Origin of the sequence: Streptomyces sp. NPDC058221 (genome assembly GCF_042882365.1) — a bacterium.
Taxonomy (GTDB): Bacteria; Actinomycetota; Actinomycetes; order Streptomycetales; family Streptomycetaceae; genus Streptomyces.
Window position 1 is genome coordinate 20,679 of sequence record NZ_JBHVWF010000024.1, and the last position, 25,656, is coordinate 46,334.

General features: G+C 70.9%; 20 protein-coding genes. 10 read left to right on the forward strand and 10 right to left on the reverse strand.

Going from position 1 to position 25,656, the window contains the following annotated elements; genetic code table 11:
- Nucleotides 1-66: 66 nt before the first annotated feature.
- Together fsxC and fxsT are read left to right on the forward strand one after the other, a co-directional pair.
- Nucleotides 67-1,425: an FxsC protein gene (gene fsxC, locus ACFVW8_RS10910; RefSeq protein ID WP_389688424.1), complete on the forward strand. Its 1,359-nt coding sequence runs from the start codon at nucleotides 67-69 to the stop codon at nucleotides 1,423-1,425.
- Entirely contained in the window at nucleotides 1,409-5,344 is a 3,936-nt protein-coding gene (gene fxsT, locus ACFVW8_RS10915) for an FxSxx-COOH system tetratricopeptide repeat protein (RefSeq protein ID WP_389688340.1), read from the forward strand. The genes fsxC and fxsT overlap by 17 nt, the downstream gene beginning before the upstream one ends.
- A gap of 55 nt (nucleotides 5,345-5,399) precedes the next feature.
- On the opposite strand, the gene ACFVW8_RS10920 is transcribed toward fxsT, so the two are convergent.
- A complete protein-coding gene (locus tag ACFVW8_RS10920) occupies nucleotides 5,400-6,275 on the reverse strand; it encodes an alpha/beta fold hydrolase (protein ID WP_389688342.1) in 876 nt (291 codons plus the stop codon).
- A gap of 422 nt (nucleotides 6,276-6,697) precedes the next feature.
- Between ACFVW8_RS10920 and ACFVW8_RS10925 the strand changes: the two genes are divergently transcribed.
- The gene (locus tag ACFVW8_RS10925) at nucleotides 6,698-7,783 is read left to right on the forward strand and encodes a S1 family peptidase (protein ID WP_389688344.1); all 1,086 of its coding nucleotides are present in this window, start codon (nucleotides 6,698-6,700) and stop codon (nucleotides 7,781-7,783) included.
- Between the two features lie 90 nt (nucleotides 7,784-7,873).
- On the opposite strand, the gene ACFVW8_RS10930 is transcribed toward ACFVW8_RS10925, so the two are convergent.
- Together ACFVW8_RS10930 and ACFVW8_RS10935 are read right to left on the reverse strand one after the other, a co-directional pair.
- A complete protein-coding gene (locus tag ACFVW8_RS10930) occupies nucleotides 7,874-8,080 on the reverse strand; it encodes a DUF397 domain-containing protein (protein ID WP_389688346.1) in 207 nt (68 codons plus the stop codon).
- The gene (locus ACFVW8_RS10935) at nucleotides 8,077-8,922 is read right to left on the reverse strand and encodes a helix-turn-helix domain-containing protein (protein ID WP_389688348.1); all 846 of its coding nucleotides are present in this window, start codon (nucleotides 8,920-8,922) and stop codon (nucleotides 8,077-8,079) included. Before ACFVW8_RS10935 ends, ACFVW8_RS10930 begins: the two co-directional genes overlap by 4 nt.
- Before the next feature lie 250 nt (nucleotides 8,923-9,172).
- Between ACFVW8_RS10935 and ACFVW8_RS10940 the strand changes: the two genes are divergently transcribed.
- Nucleotides 9,173-9,628, forward strand: coding sequence for an ATP-binding protein (locus ACFVW8_RS10940; RefSeq protein WP_389688350.1), 456 nt, complete (start codon nucleotides 9,173-9,175; stop codon nucleotides 9,626-9,628).
- A gap of 70 nt (nucleotides 9,629-9,698) precedes the next feature.
- Here the strand turns inward: ACFVW8_RS10940 and ACFVW8_RS10945 are convergent, their stop codons facing one another.
- A complete protein-coding gene (locus tag ACFVW8_RS10945; RefSeq protein WP_389688352.1) occupies nucleotides 9,699-10,181 on the reverse strand; it encodes a SitI3 family protein in 483 nt (160 codons plus the stop codon).
- A gap of 160 nt (nucleotides 10,182-10,341) precedes the next feature.
- On the opposite strand from ACFVW8_RS10945, the gene ACFVW8_RS10950 reads away from it, so the two are divergent.
- Nucleotides 10,342-11,769 (forward strand): serine hydrolase domain-containing protein, encoded by a 1,428-nt coding sequence (locus ACFVW8_RS10950; protein ID WP_389688354.1) that lies wholly within the window; start codon nucleotides 10,342-10,344, stop codon nucleotides 11,767-11,769.
- A 386-nt stretch (nucleotides 11,770-12,155) separates the two neighbouring features.
- Here ACFVW8_RS10950 and ACFVW8_RS10955 read toward each other — a convergent pair whose 3' ends face one another.
- Both ACFVW8_RS10955 and ACFVW8_RS10960 read right to left on the reverse strand, forming a co-directional pair.
- A complete protein-coding gene (locus tag ACFVW8_RS10955) occupies nucleotides 12,156-12,656 on the reverse strand; it encodes a phospholipase (protein ID WP_389688356.1) in 501 nt (166 codons plus the stop codon).
- Nucleotides 12,657-12,939: 283 nt separating this feature from the next.
- Nucleotides 12,940-13,998: a DUF3533 domain-containing protein gene (locus ACFVW8_RS10960; RefSeq protein ID WP_389688357.1), complete on the reverse strand. Its 1,059-nt coding sequence runs from the start codon at nucleotides 13,996-13,998 to the stop codon at nucleotides 12,940-12,942.
- Between the two features lie 117 nt (nucleotides 13,999-14,115).
- On the opposite strand from ACFVW8_RS10960, the gene ACFVW8_RS10965 reads away from it, so the two are divergent.
- From ACFVW8_RS10965 to ACFVW8_RS10975, 3 genes are all read left to right on the forward strand, one after another.
- Nucleotides 14,116-17,655, forward strand: coding sequence for a DNA polymerase III subunit alpha (locus tag ACFVW8_RS10965; RefSeq protein ID WP_389688359.1), 3,540 nt, complete (start codon nucleotides 14,116-14,118; stop codon nucleotides 17,653-17,655).
- Entirely contained in the window at nucleotides 17,652-18,650 is a 999-nt protein-coding gene (locus tag ACFVW8_RS10970; protein ID WP_389688361.1) for a hypothetical protein, read from the forward strand. The genes ACFVW8_RS10965 and ACFVW8_RS10970 overlap by 4 nt, the downstream gene beginning before the upstream one ends.
- A gap of 188 nt (nucleotides 18,651-18,838) precedes the next feature.
- Nucleotides 18,839-19,732: an esterase/lipase family protein gene (locus ACFVW8_RS10975; protein ID WP_389688363.1), complete on the forward strand. Its 894-nt coding sequence runs from the start codon at nucleotides 18,839-18,841 to the stop codon at nucleotides 19,730-19,732.
- 43 nt (nucleotides 19,733-19,775) lie between these two features.
- Here ACFVW8_RS10975 and ACFVW8_RS10980 read toward each other — a convergent pair whose 3' ends face one another.
- Complete coding sequence (locus ACFVW8_RS10980; RefSeq protein WP_389688365.1) at nucleotides 19,776-20,771, reverse strand: lytic polysaccharide monooxygenase; 996 nt, start codon at nucleotides 20,769-20,771, stop codon at nucleotides 19,776-19,778.
- Nucleotides 20,772-20,998: 227 nt separating this feature from the next.
- Between ACFVW8_RS10980 and ACFVW8_RS10985 the strand changes: the two genes are divergently transcribed.
- Entirely contained in the window at nucleotides 20,999-22,477 is a 1,479-nt protein-coding gene (locus ACFVW8_RS10985; RefSeq protein WP_389688367.1) for a trifunctional class I SAM-dependent methyltransferase/NUDIX hydrolase/VOC family protein, read from the forward strand.
- A 33-nt stretch (nucleotides 22,478-22,510) separates the two neighbouring features.
- Here ACFVW8_RS10985 and ACFVW8_RS10990 read toward each other — a convergent pair whose 3' ends face one another.
- Both ACFVW8_RS10990 and ACFVW8_RS10995 read right to left on the reverse strand, forming a co-directional pair.
- Nucleotides 22,511-23,008, reverse strand: coding sequence for a DUF402 domain-containing protein (locus ACFVW8_RS10990; protein ID WP_389688369.1), 498 nt, complete (start codon nucleotides 23,006-23,008; stop codon nucleotides 22,511-22,513).
- Nucleotides 22,989-23,909 carry a GNAT family N-acetyltransferase gene (locus tag ACFVW8_RS10995; protein ID WP_389688371.1) on the reverse strand — a complete coding sequence of 307 codons (921 nt, stop codon included), beginning with the start codon at nucleotides 23,907-23,909 and terminating at the stop codon, nucleotides 22,989-22,991. Before ACFVW8_RS10995 ends, ACFVW8_RS10990 begins: the two co-directional genes overlap by 20 nt.
- Before the next feature lie 70 nt (nucleotides 23,910-23,979).
- On the opposite strand from ACFVW8_RS10995, the gene ACFVW8_RS11000 reads away from it, so the two are divergent.
- Nucleotides 23,980-24,354 carry a GntR family transcriptional regulator gene (locus ACFVW8_RS11000; RefSeq protein ID WP_389688373.1) on the forward strand — a complete coding sequence of 125 codons (375 nt, stop codon included), beginning with the start codon at nucleotides 23,980-23,982 and terminating at the stop codon, nucleotides 24,352-24,354.
- Nucleotides 24,355-24,451: 97 nt separating this feature from the next.
- On the opposite strand, the gene ACFVW8_RS11005 is transcribed toward ACFVW8_RS11000, so the two are convergent.
- Nucleotides 24,452-25,558, reverse strand: coding sequence for a DUF5925 domain-containing protein (locus ACFVW8_RS11005; protein ID WP_389688375.1), 1,107 nt, complete (start codon nucleotides 25,556-25,558; stop codon nucleotides 24,452-24,454).
- Nucleotides 25,559-25,656: the final 98 nt, after the last annotated feature.

The following is a 25,656-nucleotide window of genomic DNA, read 5'->3' on the forward strand; positions in this document are numbered from 1 at the left end:
GGGGTGGAGCAAGGTCCGCTCCGGAATGATGAATTCGCTCGCATTCTCTTCACTCCTCGGGTGCGGGTGCTCACACAGGACGGGGGTCGTGTGCACGCGACGACGCAGCAGCGAGCGGCGGACCATCGGCCGTACTTCTTCTTGAGCTACGCCCACACACCGGGGTACGGCGGTGGCACGGACCCCGATATGTGGGTCGAACGGCTCTTCCAGGATCTCTGCGGCCATGTGATGGCCATGACCGATCTGCCCGCCGGCGCGCCGGCGGGGTTCATCGACCGCGAGATACGTTCCGGCGAGGGCTGGTCGGAACGGCTCGGCGAGGTGCTCGCCACCTGCCGGGTGTTCGTTCCGCTGTTCTCGCCGCGCTATTTCGCCAGCGAGATGTGCGGCAAGGAGTGGTACGCCTTCGCCCAGCGCGCCATCCACTACCGGGCCCGCTCCAACCAGCCGGCCGAGGCCATAGTCCCGGCCCTCTGGGTGCCGGTCCCGCCCAGCCAGCTGCCCGGGCCGGCTGAGCGGTTACAGTTCAACCACCGTGATTTCGGGGACCGTTACGTCAGCGACGGACTGTACGGACTCATCAAGCTCAGGCTCTTCGCCGAGGAGTACGAGCGCGCGGTGTACGAGCTCGCGAAGCGCATCGTCAGCGTCGCCGACACGGTGCGGATCGGAACCGGCCGGCCCGTCGACTACCGGCTGGCGCCCAGCGCCTTCGGCTCGGCGGGCAGCGTGCCCGGCGGCCCCCGCCCGATGCAGGTCACCATCGCGGCCGCCACCCGCCACGACCTGCCCGAGGGGCGCAACGCCGACTACTACGGCGACAACCCGCAGGACTGGAATCCCTACCACCCGGACGCCGCACGGCCCCTGGCCTATGTCGCCGAGGACCTGGTGCGCTCCCTCAACTACCAGGCCACCGTCACCTCCTTCGACGAGGAATCCGGTCACCCGGGCGGCAAACAGCCCCCGACCACACCGGAGATCCTGCTCGTCGACCGCTGGGCGCTCCAGGACGAGGACCGGTGCCGCAGACTCGCCGCCTTCGACGCCGAGAACCGCCCCTGGGTGACGATGGTCGTCCCGTGGAACCGTGACGACCACGAGAGCAGGGCCGCGGAGGCCGAGCTGACCGAGAAGCTCGAACGAACCATGCCGACCAAGATGCGCCAGGGGCGGGCCTACTGCCGCGCCGCCGCCAAGGGCGTACCGAGCATGGAGGCCTTCGGCCAGATCCTGCCGCAGGTGGTCGAGGTGGCCGCACAGCAGTATCTGAGACACGCGGCCGTCTACCCGCCGGCCACCGGCGGCGCAGGGCACACCGAACGGACGCGGCTGATGGGACCGATGGCGCAGACCCAGTACATCCACGGAACACATGACGCTTCGACGGATGCGGAGGACACGGATGACGGCCAGTCGTGACGGGCGCATCGTCACCTTCTACTCGTACAAGGGCGGCACCGGGCGCACCATGGCCCTGGCCAACACCGCCTGGATCCTCGCCGCCAACGGCAAACGGGTACTGGCTGTCGACTGGGACCTGGAGGCGCCGGGGCTCCACCGGTTCTTCCACCCGTTCCTCGACCCCTCGACCCTCGGTGCCACCACCGGTGTCATCGACCTGATCACCGAGTACGCCTGGGCCGCGACCAGCCCGGTGCAGCGGGCCGACGACTGGCACCGGGACTACGCCCGGATCCAGCCGCACGCGGTCTCGCTCACCCCCGAGGCACTCGGCTGGGAGTTCCCGCAGGGCGGCACGCTCGACTTCGTCTCCGCCGGACGGCAGAACCGCGAATACTCCGCGACCGTCTCCACCTTCGACTGGGACAACTTCTACGACCGGCTCGGCGGCGGCCACTTCTTCGACGCCCTGCGCGACGACATGAAGGCCAACTACGACTACGTCCTGATCGACAGCCGCACCGGCCTCAGCGACATCGCCGACATCTGCACCGTCCACCTGCCCGATGTGCTCGTCGACTGCTTCACCCTCAGCGACCAGTCCATCGACGGCGCCGCCTCGGTCGCCCGGCAGATCTCCGAGCGGTACACCGGCCGCCCCATCTCCATCTTCCCCGTCCCGATGCGCATCGACGAGGGCGAGAAGGAGAAGGCGGACGCCGGGCGGGCGCTGGCACGGCTGAAGTTCGACCGGCTGCCACGCGATCTGTCCGGCGACGAACTCACCGCCTACTGGGGCGCGGTGGAGATTCCGTACCGCCCCTACTACGCGTACGAGGAGACGCTGGCCACCTTCGGGGACGAGGCGGGGCTCACCAACTCGCTGCTCTCCGCCTTCGAACGGCTCACCGCCGTCATCACCGACCAGCAGATCACCTCGATGCCCCCGGTCGGCGAAGAGGTGCGGTTGCGCATCCGTGACGCGTTCACCCGTCGCAGGCCCGCCCTGCCCGCCGACCTCTTCCTCTGCTACGTGGCGGAGAACCGGATGTGGGCCGACTGGATCGAGTCCGCACTCACCCGGGCCGGCTTCCGGGTCGTACCGCGCGATGTGTCCGCCGAGCGGGGGCCCCAGGAACCGGCCGCCGTCACCGCCGAGAACGCCGCCCGGACCGTGGTGCTGCTCTCCAGCGCCTACCTCAAGTCGCAGCGCGCGGTGAGCCTCTGGGACCGGGCCGTCGCCGAGGACCCGGGCGGCGGGCGGCGCCATCTGCTGCCGCTCAGGGTCGGTGACGTACGGCTGTCCGCGCCCTACATCGACCGCAACCCCGTCGACCTCTTCCGGCTCGACGAGGTGCACGCCACCGCAGCCCTGCTGCGGGCCCTGGACCGGCCCGTACAGATCGCCGACGGGGTCTCGCCCGGACCGCGCTTCCCCGGCACCGTCCCGCGGATCTGGAACGCACCGCCGCGCAACCCCGGATTCACCGGCCGCTCGCTGGTCCTGGAGCGGATGCGCGACCAGCTCGGCGGCGGCCTGGCCGTCGTGCTGCCACAGCCGCAGACGCTGTACGGTCTCGGCGGCGTCGGCAAGACCCAGGTCGCCCTGGAGTACGTGCACCGGTTCATGGCCGACTACGACCTGGTCTGGTGGATATCGTCCGAGCAGACCGACGACGTGGTCGCCGGTCTCGCCGAACTCGCCGTCCGGCTCGGCGCCCAGGGCGGCGACGACATGGCGGCCGCCTCCCAGGAAGCGGTCGACCTGCTGCGCCGCGGTGTGCCGTCGGACCGCTGGCTGCTGGTCTTCGACAACGCCGACGACCCGGAACGGCTCCGGCGCTACTTCCCGCAGGGCGGCTCCGGGCACATCCTGGTCACCTCCCGCAACCAGGCCTGGTCCCAGCACGGTGACGCACTGCCCGTCGACGTCTTCCTGCGCGAGGAGTCCATCGAGCACCTCCAGCGCCGGGCGCCGGGGCTGAGCGACGAGGACGCCGCCCAGGTGGCCACCGCGGTGGGAGATCTGCCGCTCGCCGTCGAACAGGCCGCGGCCTGGATCGCGGAGACCGCCACCCCGATCGACACCTATCTGGAACAACTGGCCCAGCAGGCCCCCGAGGTCCTGGCGCTCAACCAGCCGGCCGGATACCCCGAGCCGGTCGCCGCGACCTGGAACATCTCCATCCAGCGCCTCAAGGAGCGCTCGCCCGCCGCGGTGCGGCTGCTCCAGCTCTGCGCCTTCTTCGCCCCCGAGCCGATCTCGGGGAACCTCCTGTACAGCAAGGAGATGATCGAGGCGCTGAAGCCGTACGACCCCTCGCTCCAGGAGAAGCTGGTGCTGGGCCGGGTCATCCGGGAGATCGGCCGGTTCGCGCTGGCCAAGGTCGACCAGGTCTCCAACTCCATCCAGGTGCACCGGCTCGTCCAGGCCGTCATCCGGGCCCAGCTCAGTGAGGAGGAGCAGCAGGACGCCCGGCACGCCGTCCACCGGATCCTGGCGGGCGCCCGTCCCGATGACGACGAGCCGATCGACAACCCGGCCAACTGGCCTCAGTTCGCCACCATATGGCCACACCTGGGCCCGTCCGACGCCCGCAACTGCAAGGAGCCCGAGGCCCGCAGGCTGCTGATCGACCGGGTCCGATACCTCTGGAAGCGCGGCGACTTCAGGACCGCTACCACGCTCTGCGAGGAGCTGCGTGACATCTGGCGCGAGACGCTGGGCGAGCGGGACATCCAGTACCTCTACCTCTGCTTCCACCTGTCCAACATCTACCGCTCGCGCGGCCGGTACGTGGAGGCCATGGAGCTCGACGAGATCACCCTGGCGACCCAGCGGGAGGTGCTGGGCCCGGAGCATCCGCACACGTACATGAGCACCAGCAGCCTGGCCACGGACCTCGGCACGCTCGGCGAGTACACCAGGGCGATCGAGCTGGCGACCGAGGCCACCGACGGGTTCAACCAGATCTTCCACGACGCGCATCCAAGGGCCCTGGCCGCGGCCAACAACCTGGCGTTCACCCTGCGGTCCATCGGCCAGTACGCCAAGGCCCGCGAGATCGACCAGGACGTCTTCGACCGGCGCCGCGAGGTACTCGGCGAGGAACACCCGTACAGCCTCTCCTCGGCCATGAACCTGGCGCGCGACCTGCGTGACGTCGGGCGGTACGAGGACTCGGTCGGCATCCTCAGCCGTACGTACGACAGTTACAAGGCCACACTCGGCCGGTCCTTCCCCGGCACACTGAGCGCGGCGAAGGCCCTGGCCGTGTCGCTGCGCCGGGCGGGGCGACTGGAGGACGCCCGCCGCCTCACGGTGGCGACCCGGGCCAGGTACCGCGCCAAGTACACCTCAGCCAACCCGGAGTCGCTGGCCTGCGATCTCAACCTGGCGGCCGACCTGTTCGCGGCCGACGAGACGTCCGAGGCCAGGGACACCGCCAGGGAGGTCGTCGACCAGTACATGAAGGTGCCGGGCGAGAAACACCCGTACACCCTCGCCGCCCTGAACAACCTGGGCGTCTACCTGCGGGGGGCCGGCGAGGCCGAGGAGTCGGAACAGGTGCTGACCAGAGTGGTGGCCTCGATGCGGGAGGTGTACGGGCGGGAGCACCCCAACACGCTGTTCAGTGTGATGAACCTGGCCAACACCACGGCGGACCGGGGCGATCTGGACCTGGTGCTGGAGACCGAGCGCCGGCTGACCGGGCAGCTGCGGGCGGTCCTCGGGGCGCATCATCCGGAGACCCTGGCCATGAAGTCGAACCTGGCGGTCACGCTCGACGCGATGGGCCGTAAGGACGAGGCCCTCCAGATCAGGGCGGAGACGGTCGAGGAGCTGGCCCGGCAGCTCGGCGACGAGCATCCCCTCACCCGGATCGCCCGGGACGAGCGCCGGTTCCAGCGTGAACTGGAACCGCTCGCGGTGTGAGTGCGCAGCGGGAGCGTCCGGCCGTCGCCGGACGCTCCCTCCCGGCCCCCGCTGCTCAGCGGTCGTTCGTGTCGAGCAGCCAGGTGAGGATCCGGGGCAGGGCGTGCAGCGCGTCGAAATGCGCGGCCGTCGGTTCCACCACGACGGTGGAACCGGCGATGCGGCTCGCCAGCCAGCGCGTGTGCCCGACGGGTGAGAAGACGTCCTTCTCGCCGTGCCACAGCAGCACCGGGCCGGTGATGTCGGCCGGGTCGAACCCCCAGGGCCGGCTGAACGCCAGTGCGTCGTCGATCCATCCGTACGCCGAAGTACGCAGCCCCTCACGGTAGTTGCGCAACAGCATGGAACGGACGCCGGCGTCATTGACCACCAGCCGGTCGGAGTCGGTCAGCTCCCGGCGCAGATCGTCGATGAGCCGGACCGGATTCTTCCTGATCACCGCCGACCGTGAGATGAACGACTCCGCGAGCCCGTCCGGATCGTCGGCCGCCGTGGTGTACGCCAGTACATTGGACGCGGCCATCCCTTCGAACCAGTCGAGACCGTCCGCGTCCCAGGGGGCCAGCCCCACCAGGGCGGCGGTGCGGGTGACCCGGTCGGGCATCAGTGCGGCGCAGGCCAGGGCGTGGCAGGCGCCACCGGACCGGCCCACCACGGCGAACTGTTCGAGCCCGAGATGGTCCGCGATGGCCCGGACGTCCTCCACCGCGTCGGCGACGCATCTGCCCGGCTGCCGGTCGGAGTCGCCGTATCCCGGCCGGTCGTAGGTGATGAGCTGGGTCTTGCGCTGGTACAGCACCATGCCGCGTGGAGCCGGACCGAGCCTGCTCCCCGGCATGCCGTGCAGAAGGAAGACCGGTCTGCCACGTGGATCCCCCAGCCGCTCCACCACCAGCTGCCGTCCGTCGGTTGCGCGCACCCGACTGCGCACTCCGCGCCTCCTTGTGTCCGTGCGGGCACGACGTGCCCGGCTTTTCCCCGCAACTATTCGATGATGGACCATCAGGGCCGGTATAGGGACTGCGCGTTGAACGATTACGGGAGCGCTTGGAGGGGGCGCGCGGAGGCATGACCCGTCGGATGTGCCGACAACCGGACGCGTAGGGGCGAATACCGGACAGGACTAGTCCTCACCCACCGCCGACCGGAGGTCGCAAGGGGTGTTCGCAGTAGGAACGGGCAGGGCCCTGGCCTCGGTAAGTGAACGAGGTGAGGTCGAAGGGGTGTTGTCGTGTGTGCGTCCTGAAGTCGGTCTTGTGTGCTACCCGCTCCGTCTTGAATAGTGGGCGCCCCATCCTCCGTGTACGGGCGACCCCACATCACCTGTGCACGGCCCCACAGGAGGTCGAAGAGTTGAAGCATCGACGCATATCCAGGAAGCGTGCAGTACTCGCGGGTTCGGCGGTGGTCGCCCTGGTCGCGGCCGGAGCGACGTTCCAGAGTGCGAACGCCAGTGAAGGGACCCCCGAGGTCACGGCCCGGACACTGACCGCCGACGCGGCCGGAAAGCTCGCCACCGGTCTGGGTAAGGACCTGGGCGGTGACGCGGCCGGCTCGTACTACGACGCGAAGTCGAAGAACCTCGTGATGAACGTGGTCGACAAGGCCGCCGCCGAGCAGGTGCAGCAGGCGGGCGGCAAGGCCAGAGTCGTGCAGAACTCGCTCGCCGACCTGAAGTCGGCCCGGCAGACCCTGACCGGCAAGGCCACGATCCCCGGCACCTCATGGGCCGTGGACCCGGTCAGCAACAAGGTCGTCGTCACGGCCGACCGTACGGTCAAGGGCGCAGCCCTGCAGAAGCTCAGCTCGGTGGTCGAGTCGCTCGGCGGCAAGGCCCAGCTCAAGAAGTCCGCCGGAGAGTTCAAGCCGCTCATCGCGGGCGGCGACGCGATCTGGGGCGACGGCGCACGCTGCTCGCTCGGCTTCAACGTGGTCAAGGACGGCGAACCGTACTTCCTGACCGCCGGGCACTGCACCGCCGAGATCACCAGCTGGTCGGACTCGCAGGGCGGCGGGGAGATCGGCACCAACGCGGCGTCGGAGTTCCCGGACAACGACTTCGGCCTGGTGAAGTACACCTCGGACACCGCGCACCCGAGCGAGGTCGACCTCTACAACGGCTCCACCCAGCCGATCACCAAGGCGGGCGAGGCGACCGTCGGGATGACGGTGTCGCGCAGCGGTTCCACCACCCAGGTGCACGACGGCGAGGTGACGGGGCTGGACGCCACCGTCAACTACGGCAACGGTGACATCGTCAACGGGCTGATTCAGACGACGGTCTGCGCCGAGCCCGGCGACAGCGGCGGCTCGCTCTTCGCCGGTGACACGGCGATCGGCCTGACCTCGGGCGGCAGCGGCGACTGCTCCGCGGGCGGCGAGACGTTCTTCCAGCCGGTGCCGGAGGCGCTGTCGGCCACCGGGGCAGAGATCGGCTGACCGTTTCTGCCGTTTCCGTGCGGTGACTCGGTGACGAATGGCTCCCGGCTGTGTTTCAGGCCGGGGGCCATTCGTGTGTCGCGCTCGGCGCTACCCCCGCGCGAGCGTCACGAAGGCCACCCACTCGGTGCGGCCGACCCGCAGCACCGGCTCGCTGCCCGTGACCTTCGAGTCCCGCACGTACACCGCACCGGCACCGGCGGCCACCTCCACGCAGTCACCGCCGCCCGAGCCGCTGTAACTGCTCTTGAACCAGCGCAGCTCGTCAACGTTCACGGATACCTGCTCCACGCTCATGTCTCTCCCACCAGCCGTTCGATGAGCCGCGCAGACGCCTCGACGTTCAGGGCCTGCGACCGCAGCTTGCCATATCGCAACCCGAACGAGCTGACCTCCGTCGGATCGCTGACGACGCACCCGACCTCCTGGGACTCGATGTATCCCAGGCGGCGGAGCTCCTTCGTCTCCACCAGGACGAATGGTCCGTCCAGACCCGGGTGGAATCCCAGCCCGACAGGCATCACCTGAACTGCCACCGTGCGCAACGCGGCTACCTCCAGCAGGTGTTGCCACTGCCTCCGCATCACCTCTGCCCCGCCCACCGGGTTCCGCAACGCCTCCTCCCCGATGATGAACGACAACTCCGCCAACGGGTCCCGAGTCAGCAGCTTCTGCCTGCTCAGCCGCGCCTCCGTGTGCTGGTCGACGATCTCGTCGCTGAACGGCGGGCAGTGGCCGCCGAACACCGCCCGCGCGTACGCCTCCGTCTGCAACAGGCCCGGCACCAGCAGCGGGTCGTACGAGAAGCGGCTCAGTACCTCCGCCTCGATGAGGGCGAAGTTACGGAAGAACTTGGGGAGTTTCGCCAGGTCCACATCGGCCTGGAGCACCTCCAGTACCCCGTCCGCATCCAGCACCTGGTCCGCCGCGGCCGTGAACGCCTCCTTCGCCGGCCGCCGCCCCTGCTCGACCGAGGCGACCTGCTCCAAGGAGTAGCCGATGGCGTCACCCAAGGCCGGCTGGCTCAACCCGGCCCGTTTCCGCAGGTGTTGGAGGAGCTTGCCGTAGGCAACCCACACGCCCGGCAGCTCGCTGTCCTGCATCGCCTTCGTCGCCCGGCCGTTCCGCGTATCACGCATGCGCCTTCACGCCCCTTCCGCCACCCGCTCGTGTCCGCCCGCAGCCATCCGTAGCGTTGCTCAACTCCATTACGGCCGGGCAAGGTTCAACGGGTGAGCCACTTACGGGGATACGGCCCCCGTCCCGTACAACACCCGTACAAGACCCGTACAACTCGGGGCGGCAGGCCTTCGCCCGGCTCGTACCGGCTCATTTCCGTACGGCCATCGGACCTGGTCAGCGGCGTGCGCAGGGTTCCACGATGACGGCGTGAAGCAACAGAGGAACACCCAGGAGGCTCCGGCCTCGGCCCCCGAGTTCAGCCTTCGCCTGAGCAGTACCCCACGGGGCGCCCGGCTGGCCCGCACCCTCGCCGTTCAGCAGCTCACCGAGTGGTGCGGCTGCCCGTACGACTGCGATGCGGCCCGAGCGGTCGCTCTGGTCACCGTCGAGCTGGCCGCCAACGCCGTCACCCACGGCCGGCTCCCCGGCCGCGACTTCCGGCTGACGCTGCTCCTCCTGCCCCACGCTCTCCGTATCGAGGTGACGGACACGCGCCCCGAACGCCTGCCGCCCAGGACGGCATCCGGCCCCGCGTCCGCTGACGCGGCATCCGGCCGCGGCCTGCTGCTCGTGGAGGCCTACGCGGACCGTTGGGGGTGCACGGTCCGCGACGCGTACACCAAGGCGGTCTGGGCGGAAGTGAACCTGTCGGCAGCATGGTGAATCCGCTCGGTCCGGCCAGTGCAGCTCGGAGCTTGGCCCCGGTGGTGGGGTGGGTCCAGTGTCGCGTGCGTCATTCGTCAGAGAAGTTATAGGTAGCACGCCGGTTGGGCTGTGAGACAGCGGCCAGGCGCTGAGGTGGCCACAGGTCGTCCCGCTCGTTGAGACTCACTTCAGAACCCCGGCGCAGCAGCCAGATGACCTCGGACTGGAAGTGCAGTACTGCGTCGCCCGGTGTGCTGTCCAGCAGTCCGGAGACCAGGCGGATCATGTCGTCCTGTTGATCGGGGTAGTCGCTGGACCTGCCGGGTTGGAGCCGTACCCAGACCGTGGGGGTGAATCCGAGATCGGCGATGACGGGACTCCACAGCCGCGGTGTCTCCTTGCCTACGCGCACCCACGTGCCCTTCGTGGTCAGCGCGCCGTCATCGAGGACCAGCTCAGGGGTGATGGACTCGTCGAACAGCCCTGCGGTTCGTGCGATGTCGCAGAGTTCATGGGCGACCTGCGAAGCGGTCTGCTCTGTCGCCATTTCGAGGTCGTAGGAAATGCTCACGCAGCTTGTCCTTCTCAGGGTTGCCACTTGGATGCGGGTGTACGCGAGTTGGATCAACGTCGTTGCCACGCAGCGCCCTTGCTTCAGGTACGTAGTCTGCCACCGGCCTACATCCAAATCTCAGTCGCACCGGTCCGCGTGGACCTGTTAGGAAGTCAGGATGTCTCCTCGGCGCCCCCTGCTTCCACGTTCGGCACCGGCTGTCTCCGGGATACCGTCCCGTTCGATCGCCCTGCTGCTGGACCGGCTCGAAGCGCGATCCATCGAGTGTCACTCGATCATGGTCGTGCACCGCGGTCACGTTGTCGCCGAGGGCTGGTGGGCGCCGTACTCGGCCGACCGCCCACACCTTCTCTACTCGCTGACCAAGTCGTTTACGTCGAGCGCTGTGGGACTGGCGATCGGCGACGGGCTGCTCTCGCTGGACGATCGAGTGGTGGACGTGTTGCCCGACCACGTACCGGCCGACGTCTCGGAGCAGGCAAGCCGCATCACCGTTCACCACCTGCTGTCCATGACGGCCGGGCACTCCACGGACAGCCTCGCCGAGGCGTGGGAGCTTGAGCCCGGCGACTTGGTGAGGGGCTTCCTGCGCCTGCCGTTTGCCACGGGGGAGGGGACGCGGCACACCTACGACAACTCGACCACGTTCATCCTGGCCAGGATGGTGGAACGGGTCACAGGCCGCGGTCTTCCGGAGTTCCTCGACGAGCGCCTCTTCAAGCCGATGGGTGTCGATCACGCCGAGTGGGACCGGGTGGCAAGCGGTGCTGCCTTCGGATTCCACGGCCTGCACCTGACGACGGAGGCCGTCGCCGCCTTCGGTGAACTGCTGCTGCGTGGAGGCATCTGGGGCGACCGGCGGCTGGTCCCGCGCGAGTGGGTGGAGGTCGCGACCAGACGGCACATTGACTGCGTGTCGGTCGAAGACGGATCGGACGACGCCGACTTCTCCTGCGGTTATGGCTACCAGTTCTGGATGTCGCGTCATGGGTACCACGGCCATGGCGCCTTCGGGCAGCAGTGCGTGGTGGTCCCGTCGCACGATCTCGTGGTCGCCGTGACCGCGCAGGGGGAGTCCCAGTACGTGCTCGACGCCATCTGGGAGTGCCTGCTGCCCGGCGTGGGCCATGGGGGAAGCGTCCAGGACGACGAGATCCTTGCCGATCGGCTGCGTCGGCTGTCGCTGCCGCCGGTGCCGGGCTCGGCCGACTCCGAGCGTTCGGTCAACGCGAGACTTGACGCCTCGGCCGAGGGGTCCGCTCTGCCCGACGGAACGACAGTGACCGTCGATCCCGTCGACGGCGGATGGCTCGTACGATTCGCGTCGCTTTTCGACATCGAGGTGGGCCACGGCGAATGGCGGGAAAGTTCTCCGCTCGGCCGGCCTGTCGTCGCGGCCGGAGCCTGGCAGGGCTCCACGTTCGTAGCCGACCTCTACGTCATCACCACCCCGCACCGCGTTCGGCTGGTCATCGACACCGGCGCCGGCACTGCCACGGCGCTGTGGAGCACCGTGCCTCTCACCGGCCCCGATCTGGTGCTGCATATGTGGTCGCCGCTGATGACGCGACCTGATGTCTCGTAGGGAGCGGTAGCCGCTGCCCGGTGGCGTCGGTGCCACGTGGAGAACCGCGACGCCGGGTGTGGTCCGGGGAGGCGGAGACGTACCGGAACGGCCCGACCGGCGTCGGATTCTCGTTGGCGTCGACGACTTTCCGCTGCTCTGCGTCAAAGGCACGATGAGCAGCGGCTCCACCGAGGCGGAGGCCTTCGGCGGCTATCCCGACCACCCCGCCTGCGACCGGCCCAGCGGCTCGGTCAGGACCACCGGGGCACCCGGTGGACGTGGCACAGGCTGGACCGGTTGTGGCCGCCGGAGAACTGACGGGCCGAGGGACGCGGGAGCCCCGGGCCGCGGCACGGCGGCCCGGGGCTGAGGGCGGTGCGGCTGGGCTGGGAGCGGTGCGTCGGTCAGACGGTCCGAGGCAGTCTGCCGGTGCCCGCCTTCGCCGGTGCGACGCCGAAGATGTCGACCGCGTGGTAGTACGTCCAGGCCGTGGCGTTGCACGAGGTCAGTTTTGCGCCGGAGTAGGCGGCGCATACGCGCTTCAGGTCCTCGTAGAGGGCGGAGTCGATGCGGGCCTTGTTGGCGGCGAACGTGCCGGCCGCCTTGTAGTTGCGGTAGCCGAAGTCGTGGCGGGCGCAGGCCGTCTGGAAGGGGAAGCCGAAGGGGTTGTCCGGCGAGGTGCTGCAGTAGTCCGTCGACCAGTCGAATCCGTAGGCCGCCCATGTGCCCTGGTTGTTGCGGGCGGAGTTCCAGGCGTTGTAGCTGGAGGCGCTCGTCTGGGTCCAGGAGCTGAGGACCTGGGGCTTGTCCGAAGGGGCGGCCGAAGCGGATGCGGCGGGCAGCAGGGCGAGGGGGAGCGACAGAGCGGCCGTGGCGAGCAAGGTGGCGGTGAAGCGGCGACGCATGAGCAACCTCCGGAGGGCGTGGGGGAGTTGTGGCATTCGTGCATCCCGTGGGTCTCACGAGATCGCTCCAGAATGCCGTCATGTACCTGCCATGCCTAGCTGTTGCGTCAACTGGACACCAAGGATTGGTGTGCGTGCCGGGCGGTGGTCATGTGCACCGTGACCCCGCACCGCGCGGGCAGGCAGACAGAATCACCCCCGGACATCGGTCCGGGGGTGAGGAAGGTCTGCCCGGGATCACGTCCCCTGTCGAATCACGTCCCCTGTCGGGGTGCGTCCCTTGTTACGCCAGTGTCGAGCCGTGTGTGGAGCCGCCGTCCGCCGTCCCCGCGAGCGCGGCGTCCGCCGCCTCCGGCTTCTTCCGCATCGACATCAGCAGGGTGACGACCGTGCCCACCACCGCCCACGCGGACAGCACCAGCAGCGGTCCGGTCACCGCGTTGCCCCTGAAGTACGCGATCGAACGCGCCGTCCAGGTCCCGGCCCCCGGCGGCAGCGCGGGGCCGATCGCCCGCCAGAAGTCCGGCAGCATCGGGAGCGGGAAGGCGCCGCCCGCGCTCGGGTTGCCCGCGATCACCACGATCAGGACGGCCAGGCCGATGCCGACGATGCCGGTGAGCGCCTCCAGTGCGAGCGTGATCATGCCGACCGCGAAGACGGTCAGCGCGCCCAGACCCGACATCCCCCAGAAGGATCCGGGGAGTGCGCCGAGGATCGGCCCGATGATCACCGCGCCGCCGATTCCGCCCGCGATCGAGTACAGCGCCATGACCCCGGTCCGGATCACCGCGCGCTGCCGGTTGGCGGCGCGGCTGCCGGCGCTGATCGCCAGGATCGAGGCGCAGAGGTAGCCGCCGACGCACCAGCCCACGACCAGGTAGAAGGACGAGAGCCCGTCGAAGTCCTGGCCCGAGGCCGGGGCCACGTCCACGGAGCGCACCGTGCGCTGCTGGGTGCGGTCGGCCTCCATGATGATCTTCGTCAGCGAGTTGGCCAGGACGGTGCCACCGCCGGAGGCGACCAGCACGGTGTCCTTGGTGCCCCGGGGGTCGGTGATCAGGGCGCCGTCGATCTCGCGGTCGAGGATCTTTTTGCGGGCGGTGGCCGCGTCGCTGACCGCGCGCGGGTCCAGCGGGTCGCCGGGGAGGCTCTTCAGCTCGCCGATGAGCTTGGCGGACATCTGCTGGGGTGCGACGACCCCGAAGGGGACGTCCGTCGGCTTCGGCTTGTGCAGTGCTCCGATGTACGACGCGATGAACAGCAGCTGCAGCGCCAGCACGCCGATGACGAGCAGTGCTGCCCGCGGCGTGACGGCCTTCTTCACCTCGTCAGCGAAAGTCATGCCCCCACGGTCGGCGGTGCCCGTCGTTCACGCAGTCGGGGCCGGGCCGAATGGCTTAGGACGTGTCCGCCGGGTGGCGCGCATCTCGGGTATCGCACGAATGTTCGAACTTGGTCTATGGTGGAGAGCGAGGGGGTGGAGAGTCACGGATCGGTCCAGGAGGTGCGCGTGCCAGGGTTCACGCATCTGCATACCGTTTCCGGGTTCTCCCTGCGGTATGGGGCCTCGCACCCGGAGCGGCTCGCGGAGCGCGCCGCCGAGCGGGGGATGGGCGCTCTCGCGCTGACCGACCGCGACACCCTCGCGGGTGCGGTCCGCTTCGCCAAGGCCTGCGAGCGGGAAGGCGTGCGGCCGCTCTTCGGGGCGGAGCTCGCGGTGCCCGCCGCCGGACGTGCGGGGGGCGACGGGAGTACGCACCGCCCGCGGACCCCGGTCCGCGGTGGTGCCTTTGTCGATGAATCCGCCCCCCGGGTCACCTTCCTCGCCCGCGACGGCGCCCAGGGCTGGGCCGAGCTGTGCCGTCTCGTCACCGCCGCCCACGCCGCCGTCCCCGACGGCGGCCGGCCCCTGCTCGACCGGCCCTCGCTGCCCGCCGAAGGGCTCACCGTGCTGCTCGGCCCCGCCTCCGAGGTGAGCAGGGCGCTGGCCGCCGGCCGCCCCGACCTGGCCGCCGCCCTGCTCGCCCCCTGGCGGGAGGTGTACGGGGACGACCTGCGGCTCGAAGCCGTGTACCACGGACGGGACGGCACCGGCCCCGGTTCGCTGCGGCTCGCCGCCCGTACCGTCGGCTTCGCTGCCGGACAGGGGATACGGGCCGTGCTGACCAACGCCGTCCGGTACGCCGACGCGGGCCAGGGCCCGGTCGCCGATGTGCTCGACTCCGCCCGCAGGCTCGTCCCCGTGGACCCGCGCCGCGCCCCGCTCGACAGCGGCGAGCGCTGGCTCAAGGACGCCCGCGCGATGGCGGAGACCGCCGAGCGGATCACCTCGGCCGCCGGACTCGGTCCCGGTGCCGGGGCCCGGCTGCTCGCGGAGACCCGGCACACCGCCGACGCCTGCGTGGTCGACCCCAAGGGCGACATCGGCCTCGGCTCCGTCCACTTCCCCGAACCGCGTCTCGTCGGCGCCGGCCGCCGCACCGCCCAGCGCGTGCTGACCTCCCGCGCCGCCGCCGGCATGGTGCTGCGCGGCTACGACCGCAGGCCCGGCTACTGGGACCGGATGCACCACGAGCTGGACATCATCGCCCACCACGGCTTCGCCTCGTACTTCCTCACGGTCGCCCAAGTGGTGGATGACATCAGGGATATGAAGGTCCGGGTGGCCGCCCGTGGCTCCGGGGCCGGCTCCCTGGTCAACCACCTCCTCGGCATCGCCCACGCCGACCCGGTCGAGCACGGGCTGCTGATGGAGCGCTTCCTGTCCAAGCGCCGCTTCGTGCTGCCCGACATCGACATCGACGTCGAATCGGCCCGCCGCCTCGACGTCTACCGCGCGATCATCGGCCGCTTCGGCACCGAACGGGTCGCCACCGTCTCCATGCCCGAGACCTACCGGGTGCGCCACGCCATCCGGGACGTCGGCGCCGCGCTCTCCATGAACCCGGCCGAGACCGACCGGCTCGCCAAGGCCTTCCCGCACATCCGGGCCCGCGACGCCCTCGCGGCCATGGAGGAACTGCCCGAACTGCGCGAAGTGGCCCGGACGAAGGAGAAGTACGGGCGGCTGTGGGAGCTGGTGGAGGCGCTGGACGCGCTGCCGCGCGGGATCGCCATGCACCCGTGCGGAGTCCTTCTCTCGGACGCCTCGCTGCTGCGCCGCGTCCCCGTCGTACCCACCAGCGGCGAGGGCTTTCCCATGGCGCAGTTCGACAAGGAGGACGTGGAGGACCTCGGGCTGCTCAAGCTCGATGTGCTGGGCGTACGGATGCAGTCGGCGATGGCGCACGCGGTCACCGAGGTGAAGCGGGCCTCGGGGCAGGAGGTGGATCTGGACGCCGTGCCACCGGGCGACCCGGAGACGTACCGGCTGATCAGGACCGCCGAGACGCTGGGCTGCTTCCAGATCGAGTCGCCCGGCCAGCGCGATCTGATCGGCAGGCTCCAGCCGTCCGACTTCCACGATCTGGTGGTCGACATATCGCTCTTCCGGCCCGGCCCGGTCGCCGCCGACATGGTGCGCCCGTTCATCGAGGCCCGGCACGGCCGCGCGCCCGTCCGCTACCCGCACCCCGATCTGGAGGGGCCGCTGCGCGAGACGTACGGAGTGGTGGTCTTCCATGAGCAGATCATCGAGATGGTCGACATCATGACCGGCTGCGGCCGGGACGAGGCCGACCGGGTGCGGCGCGGGCTCTCCGACCCCGAGTCGCAGGGGCGGATCAGGGTCTGGTTCGCCCGGCACGCCGCGGCGAGGAAGTACGGGGCCGAGGTGATCGCCCGCGCGTGGGAGATCATCGAGGCGTTCGGCAGCTACGGCTTCTGCAAGGCGCACGCGGTCGCCTTCGCGGTACCGACGTACCAGTCGGCATGGCTGAAGGCGCACCACCCGGCGGCCTTCTACGCCGGGCTGCTCACCCACGACCCCGGGATGTACCCGAAGCGGCTGCTGCTGGCGGACGCGCGGCGGCGCGGGGTGCCGGTGCTGCCGCTGGACGTGAACCGGTCGGCGGCAGCCCATCGAATCGAACTGGTGTCCAATGATGGTGACAACGGCACGGAGGGAGAGGCCTGGGGGCTGCGGCTGGCGCTCTCGGACGTCCACGGGATCAGTGCGGCCGAGGTCGCCCGGATCGAGGCCGGAGCGCCCTACAGCTCACTGCTGGACTTCTGGCAGCGGGCCCGTCCGGGCAAGCCGGCCGCCGAACGGCTGGCCCAGGTCGGCGCGTTGGACGCGTTCGGCGCCAACCGCCGTGATCTGCTGCTGCATCTTTCCGAGCTCCACCGGGCCCAGCGGGGCACGGGTTCCGGCGGCGGTGGCGCACAGCTCCCGCTCGGCGGCGGACACCGGACCGGTTCCATCGGCCTGCCCGACCTCAACGAGGCGGAGCGGCTCAGCGCCGAGCTGGGTGTGCTGAGCATGGATGTCTCGCGCCATCTGATGAGCGATCACCACGCCTTCCTGGAGGAGCTCGGCGCGGTCTCCGCCAAGCGGCTGCGCGAGGCGCGGCACGGGGAGACCGTGCTGGTCGCGGGCGCCAAGGCGGCCACCCAGACCCCGCCGGTCCGCTCCGGGCGCCGGGTCGTCTTCACCACCCTGGACGACGGCACGGGCCTGGTCGACCTGGCGTTCTTCGACGACAGCCACGCCGACTGCGCCTACACCGTCTTCCACTCCTGGCTGCTCCTGGTGCGCGGAGTGGTCCAGCGGCGCGGACCGCGGAGCCTGAGCGTGGTCGGTGCCGCCGCCTGGAATCTGGCCGAGCTGGCCGAACTGCGGCGTACCGGCGGACTCGACGCGGTCGCGGCCCGGCTGGCGGAGGTGCCTGCTGAGGCCGTTGCCCCGGAGAAGGAGGAGGCGTCCGCCGACGGCGACGGCCGCCGGATCCGGATGCCCACCGGCTACGAGATGAACCCCTGGTCCGACCTGCAACCGCCCGGGGAAGGGACGCCCACCGGAAGGAAGCTGTGGCACCAGAGTCCGGGGAGCGCGGGATGAGTGAGCAGCCCGGAATCCTCTGCCTGCGGTTCCGGCGGGTCGGCGGCGGCTCTCCGGACGGCCCCGGCTACACGGGGCTGCTCGCCCTGCTCGGTTCGTTCACCCCCCTCGTCGAGGCGGCGCCGCCCGACGGGGCGCTCGCCGATGTGCGGGGCGCGCTGCGCTACTTCGGGCGGGACGCGGCCGGTCTGGCCGCGGTGATCCGGGTCCGCGCGCTGGCCCTGCACGGTGTCGACTGCGCGATCGGGGCCGCCGAGAACCCGATGCTGGCGCGGATGGCGGCGCGGCGGGCCGTGCCCGGGACGACCTTCGTGGTGCCCGTGGGCGGGGCCGCCGCCTTCCTCGGCGACCGGCCGGCCGGCGCGCTGGACGGCGTCGGGGCGGCGACGGCCCGCACCCTGTGCGGATACGGGCTCGACTCCGTCGGCCGGATCGCGGCCGCCCCGCTCGGCACCCTCCAGCGGATCACCGGGGTGCGGACCGGGCGCGAGCTGTGGGAGCGGGCGCAGGGCATCGACCATGCGAAGGTGGCGCCGAACGCCGCCGCCCGGTCGGTCGCCGCCGAACGGACCTTCCCGCGCGACGAGCTGGACCGGGAGCGGCAGCGGCGTGCGCTCATGTCGCTCACCGAGGAGCTGGGGGCGAGGATGCGCGGCGAGGGGCAGGTGTGCCGCTCGCTCGCGGTCTCCGTGCGCTACGCCGACCGGACCGGCTACTCGACGCTGGCCCGCAGCCGTACGCTCCGCGAACCCACCGCCCACTCCGCGGAGCTCACCGCGCTCGCGTACCGGATCCATGACTCGTTCGCCCTGCAACGCGCCCGGGTGCGGGGGATCGCCCTGCGGGCCGAGGGGCTCGGTGAGGCCGGGCGGGCCGCGCACCAGCTGACCTTCGACCCGGTGGACGAACGGGCGCGGCGGATCGAGGCGGTGGCGGACCGGCTGCGGGCCAGATTCGGACCGCAGGCCGTGATGCCGGGGCGACTCGCGGCCTGAACGCCCGGTCGCGGGCTGTCCTGAAGCTACGGTTACCACCGCGTCAGTTTTTACCGACGCGTAACTTCCCAGGAAACCTTACTCGTGCGTAAGTTGGCATGAGCACACAGAGTGCCGTCAGAACTTGTGGTCCGGGCCGCAGGGTGCACAGACATCGCAACTCTCTTGAGCCGCAAGGAGAACACACGATGCTGCCCTGGACCCGTGCGCCGCGCACCCCACGAGCGCGCAGAACCCTCGCCGCACTGCTCCTCGCCGTCGCGGCGGTCGCCACCCCCACGGCCACTGCCGCTGCAGCCACCCCCACCGCCGCCACAGCCACTTCGCGCGGCTGGAACGACTACTCCTGCAAACCCTCCGCAGCCCATCCCCGGCCCGTCGTCCTGGTCCACGGAACCTTCGGGAACTCGGTCGACAACTGGCTCGTCCTCGCCCCCTACCTGGCGAGCCGGGGCTACTGCGTCTACTCGCTCGACTACGGCCAGCTGCCCGGTGTGCCGGTCTTCAACGGCCTGGGCCCGATCGAGGAGTCGGCCGGACAGCTCGCCACCTTCGTCGACAAGGTGCTCGCCTCCACCGGGGCACCCAAGGCGGACATCGTCGGGCACTCCCAGGGCGGCATGATGCCGAACTACTACCTGAAGTTCCTCGGCGGCGACGCGAAGGTGAACGCCATGATCGGGCTCGCGCCCGACAACCACGGCACCACTCTCCTCGGCCTGACGAAGCTGCTGCCGTACTTCCCCGGCGCCGAGGACCTCCTCAACGCCGGCACCCCCGGACTCGCCGACCAGGTGGCCGGATCGCCCTTCGTCACCAAGCTCAACTCCCTGCCCGACACCGTGCCCGGAGTCCACTACACCGTCATCGCGACCAAGTACGACGAGGTCGTGACCCCGTACCGGACGCAGTTCCTGGACGGGCCCGACGTGCACAACGTCCTGCTCCAGGACCTGTGTCCGGTCGATCTGTCCGAGCACGTGGCGATCGGGACCATCGACCGGGTCGCCTACCACGAGGTGGCGAACGCCCTGGACCCGGCGCACGCCACCCCGACCACCTGCGCCTCGGCGGTCGGCTAGCCAGGACGGGCGGCCCCGGGTGCGCCCGGAGCCGCCCGCCCGTTCAGCGGCCGTGCCGTGCGGTGGAGGCCGCCCGGCGCCGGACCGAGGCGAACAGCGCGGCCGCGCCCACGGCGAGTGCGGCCGCGCCGCCCATCGTCAGGTACGACGTGCTGCTGCTGCCACCCGTCTCGGCGAGGTTCGGACCGGCCGGGGCGGGTGAGGTGGCGGCGCTGTCCGGCTCGGGGGCGTTGGCCGCCGCACCGGGCGTGCCGGCCGCCTCGGTGACCTTCGCGCCCGTAGCGGCGTCGTCGTCACCGTGGCCGCCGTGCTCGACCGACGACTTGGTCTCCCCCTCGGTGATCTCCTGCTCGGACGGGGCGGACGGGGCGGAAGCGGTGCCTCCGGCGGCCCCGTCGAACATCACGTCGGAGCAGGCGTAGAACGCCTCCGGTGAGTCGGACCGCTGCCAGACGGTGTAGATCAGCTGCCGTCCCGCGCGCTGCGGCACGGTGCCGTCGAAGACGTACGAGCCGTCCACCAGCTTCGGGTCGGTGGCCCCGGCGAACGGCTTCTCCTCCAGGTCCGACCACTTCAGCGGCTTCGCCGGGTCGTAGGAGGAATTGGTCAGGTACAGCTCGAAGGAGCCCTTGTGCGGGGCGGTGGCCCGGAAGCGGAAGGTGTGGCTGCCCGCCGCCAGCTTCGTCGCCGGCCAGTCGGCGCGCGGCAGATCGAGCCCCTTGAACTTGTCGTTGCCCGCACTGCAGAGCTTGCCGTCCGGGATCAACCGGCGGTGATTGCCCGCCGCGTTGGCGATGTTGACCCCGTTCCAGTCGTACAGCGCCTGGGTGCCGCCCGCCGCGACCGCTGCCGCACAGGCCGCGGACGTCGGGCTTTCGGGCCCTTCGGCGAAACAGGCAGAGACCCGGCTGACCGGGTCCGAGAGCGAGCCGTGCGCCGAGGCCGGGGCCGCGGTCAGAACGGTCAGCGCGAGCGGCGCCGCACCGAGCACGGCGATACCGGCGGTGGCCCTGCGACGGGCGGTGGTGATGACGGCCATGGTGGTGGTACTCCTTCGGCGGTCCACGACGGGGTGCGGGGCGCCCCGGGAACGTGTGCCGGGGGCCCCGGGAACAGCAAGCTAGCCGCTGCCCGGCCCCCGACCGGCCTGGAAAAGGGCCTGGTGGCCATCGTTATGACGGTCTTAAGGAGGGGATCGGAGGCGATTAAGAACGACTGCCAGGGATCGGCCCGCGCACTGTCAGTGGCAGATGGCACGATCGGTGCATGACGACGATCGACTGGGACTCCGCCGCCGATTCCTTCGACGAGGAGCCCGACCACGGTCTGCTCGACCCCGTGGTCCGGCACGCCTGGGCGGAGCGGCTGGAGAGCTGGCTGCCCCGGGAGCGTTCCGAGGTGCTCGATCTGGGGTGCGGCACCGGAAGCCTGGCGCTGCTCGTCGCCGGGCAGGGACACCGGGTCACCGGCGTCGACCGGTCGCCCCGCATGGTGGAGCAGGCACGCGCCAAGCTGGCGGGGACGGGGACCGAGGTGCATGTCGGGGACGCGGCCCGGCCCCCGGTCGGCAAGCAGCGGTTCGATGTGGTCCTGGCCCGGCACGTGGTGTGGCTGCTGCCCGATCCCGCCGAGGCCCTGCGGCACTGGTTCGGCCTGCTGCGGCCCGGCGGAAGGCTGGTGCTGATCGAAGGCGTGTGGAACGGGGTCGGGCTGTCCGCCGGTCAGCTGACCGCGCTGCTCGCCCCGTTCACCGAACGCGTCCACCACGAACGGCTCTCCGGCGACCGCGACCTCTGGGGCAAGGACGTCGACGACGAGCGCTATGCCCTGGTGGCCCGTGCCGAACCACCGCGCCGGCACACCGAGGTCGTCGACGTGCATCTGATCCTCCGCCGGGGCTCCGACGTCCTGCTCGCCCGCCGGGCCGGTACGGGGTACGCGGACGGGCTGCTGCACGCCCCGTCCGGGCACGTCGAGGACGGCGAGGACGTCCGCGAGGGCATGATCCGTGAGGCGGCCGAGGAGATCGGGATCGCCCTCGAACCGGAGGAGTTGAGCGTGGCCCTCGTCATGCAGCACCGGGGGCCCGCCGGCAGTCCCAGGACCGGCTGGTTCTTCGAGGCGCAGTACGATCCGGACCGTCCGCCGTACAACCGCGAACCGGACAAGTGCTCGGAGCTCGCCTGGTTCCCGCTGGACGCCCTGCCGGACGACATGGTCGCGTACTGCCGCGCCGGGCTCGACGGCTACCGGTCCGGTGAGCGGTTCCTGATCCACTGGCACGAGGACGGCGACACCGTCGCGTACGAACCACGCGGCCCCCGCCGTGCGGTCCCGCTGCCGGCCGGCGGGGTCCGCACCGGGCGGATCCACCACATCGAGCTGTGGGTGCCCGATCTGGTGGCGGCCACGGCCGGGTGGGGCTGGCTCCTCGGCGAGCTGGGCCATGTCCCGTACCAGCAGTGGGCGCACGGGCGCAGCTGGCGGCGGGGCGACAGCTACGTGGTGATCGAGCAGTCACCCGATCTGGTCCCCGGGCCGCACGAGCGGCGCCGCCCCGGCCTGAACCACCTGGCGTTCCATGTGGCGGACCGGGCCACTCTCGACGCGCTGGTGGCCCGCGCCCCGGACCACGGCTGGCGGCTGCTCTTCACGGACCGGCATCCGCACGCCGGCGGCGACGAGCACGCGGCCGCGTACCTGGAGGACGCGGCGGGGTACGAGGTGGAGCTGGTGGCCGGCTGAGGAGTCTCCGGCCCGCAGCCGGGGCGGGCGGGTTCAGCTCAGCAGAGAGCCGAAGCCTTCCGGCGTGCGGGCGAGACGTTCCAGCTCGTCCAGTGCGTCCACGGCGGCACCCGCCGCCGCCGGGTCGCGTCCGGCCAGCCCGCTCTCCTCGAACTCGTCCTCGTCCAGGCGCAGTACGCGGGAGCGGTCCGCCGACACCCACAGATCGAGATCCAGGTCCTCGACGACCAGCTCACCGTCGCGCAGCACGGCCGGGCGGGTCACATCGCAGTACCAGCCCTTGAGCTCGCCCGCGCCGGTGCGGACCTCCTTCACCGCGAACCAGGCATCGCGCCAGTAGTGCTCGGTGAGCACATCGCCCGGCTCGAACCGCACGAAGCCGAAGTCGCGGACCCGTGGTGAGGCCCAGGGGGCGCGCACCGTCACCCGGGTGCCGTTGTCGGCGACCAGGGAGGCCGGATAGCTGATCTTGGTCTTCCCCGCCTTGACCAGGACGACGGTCAGTCCGGCGTCAGCCGATCCTGCGGACATGGCGTACCTCCGTGGCACAGAGCTCGTAGCCGAACCAGCGGTTGACCGCCAGCATCGGGCCGTTCTCGGCGTCGTTGCCGGTGTAGGCGTCGGTGTACCCGGCGGCGCGCGCCCGGTGCAGCGAGTCGTTCTTGGCGAGCTTCGCCAGGCCGCGGTTGCGGTACGCCCGCCGGGTGCCGGTCATCCCCGACCAGTAGCGGCTCGCACCGTCGGTCTCCGCCGCGCTGAACGCCGCGACCTCGCCGTCGGCCACCACCACGGAGGTGAGGCGGTGGTCGAGCCCCGGGCTGCGCCAGGTCTCGTCGAGCCACGCCTCGTAGTCCGTCAGCTCCGCCGGAGTGTCGCTGGGCTCGTCCGCGGTGGTCTCGGCGTCCGCCTCGAAGAGGGGGCGCGGGTCGTCGGCGAAGTCGGCGGCGGTACGCAGCTCGAACCCGGGCGGCAGCTCCTGGCGCGGCGGCAGCGTGCCGTTGGCCAGGTCGAGGTGGAAGAAGTGCGCCGGACGGCTCGGCTCGTAGCCGTGCTTCCCGGCGAACGCCCGGTTGCCGGGAGTGTCCAGGACCCAGGTGTACACAGAGGTCGCACCGGCCAGGGCCAGATACTCCTCGGCCGTCCGCAGCAGCAGGCTGCCCGCTCCCCGGCCGGTCCGCTCCGGATGGGTGTACGGATTGCAGAAGGACTGTCCGGGCTCGGGGCTCTCATGGGCCAGGCCCACCTGGGCCGTCCCGATGATCTCGCCGTCCTCCTCCGCGACCAGCAGCCGGTACCGCTTGGCCGGATGGGCACCGGCCAGCTCGAAGACGACCCGTTCCGCAGTGGTGACCATGAACGGGAGCGCCGCGCGACGCACCCTCACCCAGTCCTCGGCGTCTGCGGGGCGGAAGTCGCGCACGATGACAGTCATGGGCCGGACGTTATCGGCAGGCCGGGCCCGGGCGCCCCCGAATTTCCGGCGGTGGGGGAGAATCGGGCGCGTGACCATGAAGATCTCCGTTGACCCCGATGCCGGCATCGCCCCGTACGAGCAGTTGCGTACGCAGATCTCCGAACGGGCCCGCTCCGGCGCGCTGCCGGTCGGCTACAGACTCCCGACCGTGCGCGGTTTCGCCGAGGAGCTGGGCCTCGCCGCGAACACGGTCGCCAAGGCGTACCGCGCGCTGGAGGCGGACGGGGTGATCGAGACACGTGGCCGCAACGGTACGTTCGTCGCTGCCGCGGGGGATGCCGCCGAGCGCAATGCCGCGTCCGCGGCGCGGGAGTACGCGGAGCAGGCACGGCGGTTGGGGGTGTCGCGGGCTCGGGCGCTGGAGTTGGCGGAGGATGCGGTCCGGGCGGTGTACGCGGGGTGAGGGCGCCGCGTGGGGGTGCGGGGTGCACCGGTGGGCCGCCTTGTCCTCGATCGCCGGACGGGCTTGAGGCTGCCGCCCGGGCTTGAGGCTGCCGGGTTCAGAGGTACAGGCCCGCGTCCGCGCCCGATTCCTGTTTGGGGACCGATGCGGGGCTCGTGCCGCGGCGCAGTGCGTACAGCTCCGCCAGGGTCGTCCCCTCGCGGGTCACGTCTCGGCCCAGGCCCTCGTCCGTGCCCAGCCAGGCCACCGACTCCTTGCGGGTCAGCGGGCCCACCTCGATCCGGGCCAGGCAGCGGCCGGGCCTGACGACCGCCGGGTGCAGCCGCTCCAGGTCCTCGTTGGTGGTCACCCCGACGAGCACGTTGCGGCCCTGGCCCAGCAGTCCGTCCGTGAGGTTCAGCAGCCGGGACAGCGCCTGGCCTGCCGTGTGCTTGGCCTCGCCGCGGATCAGCTCGTCGCAGTCCTCCAGCAGCAGCAGCCGCCAGCGGCCCTTCGCCGTGCCGTCGTCCTCGCCGATCGCGATGTCCATCAGATAGCCGACGTCGTTGAAGAGCCGTTCGGGGTCGAGTACGCAGTCGACCTGGCACCAGTCCCGCCAGGACCGTGCAAGGGTGCGCAGCGCGGAGGTCTTGCCGGTGCCGGGCGGGCCGTGCAGCAGGAGCAGCCGGCCTGCGATGTCGTCCGGGGTGACCTTCATCAGCCGGTCCATGGCATCGGCCACCGGCGCGGTGTAGTTGGCGCGGACCTCGTCCCAGGTGCCGGCCGCGATCTGACGCGTCGTGCGGTACGGGCCGCGGCGCGGCGACACGTACCAGAAGCCCATGGTCACGTTGTCGGGCTGCGGTTCGGGCTCGTCCTGCGCACCGCGGGTGGCCTCGTCGAGTACCTTCCGGGCCAGCTCGGGGGTGGTCGCGGTGACCGTGACGTCCGCGCCGCGGTTCCAGCGGGAGACGAGCAGCGTCCAGCCCTCGCCCTCGGCCAGCGTGGCGCTTCGGTCGTCGTCACGGGCGGCCCGCAGCACCTTGGCGGCCGGGGGCAGCAGTGTCGCGGCGGTCCTGACGCGGTCGAGGGACGAGCTGTGCGAGTACGGCTGCTCGCCCGTCGCGAAACGGCCGAGGAACAGCGCGTCGACGACATCGGACGGCGAGTCGCTGTCGTCGACGTTGAGCCGGATCGGCAGCGCGGACTCGGGGTTGGCAGACATGGCGCCCATGATCCGGCACGGGGACGCCCCGCGCACCCGGGTTTCGCCACCTTCCGCCTCATGGGCCGGGTTGTGGAGTGACGCTCCCTCAGGAGACC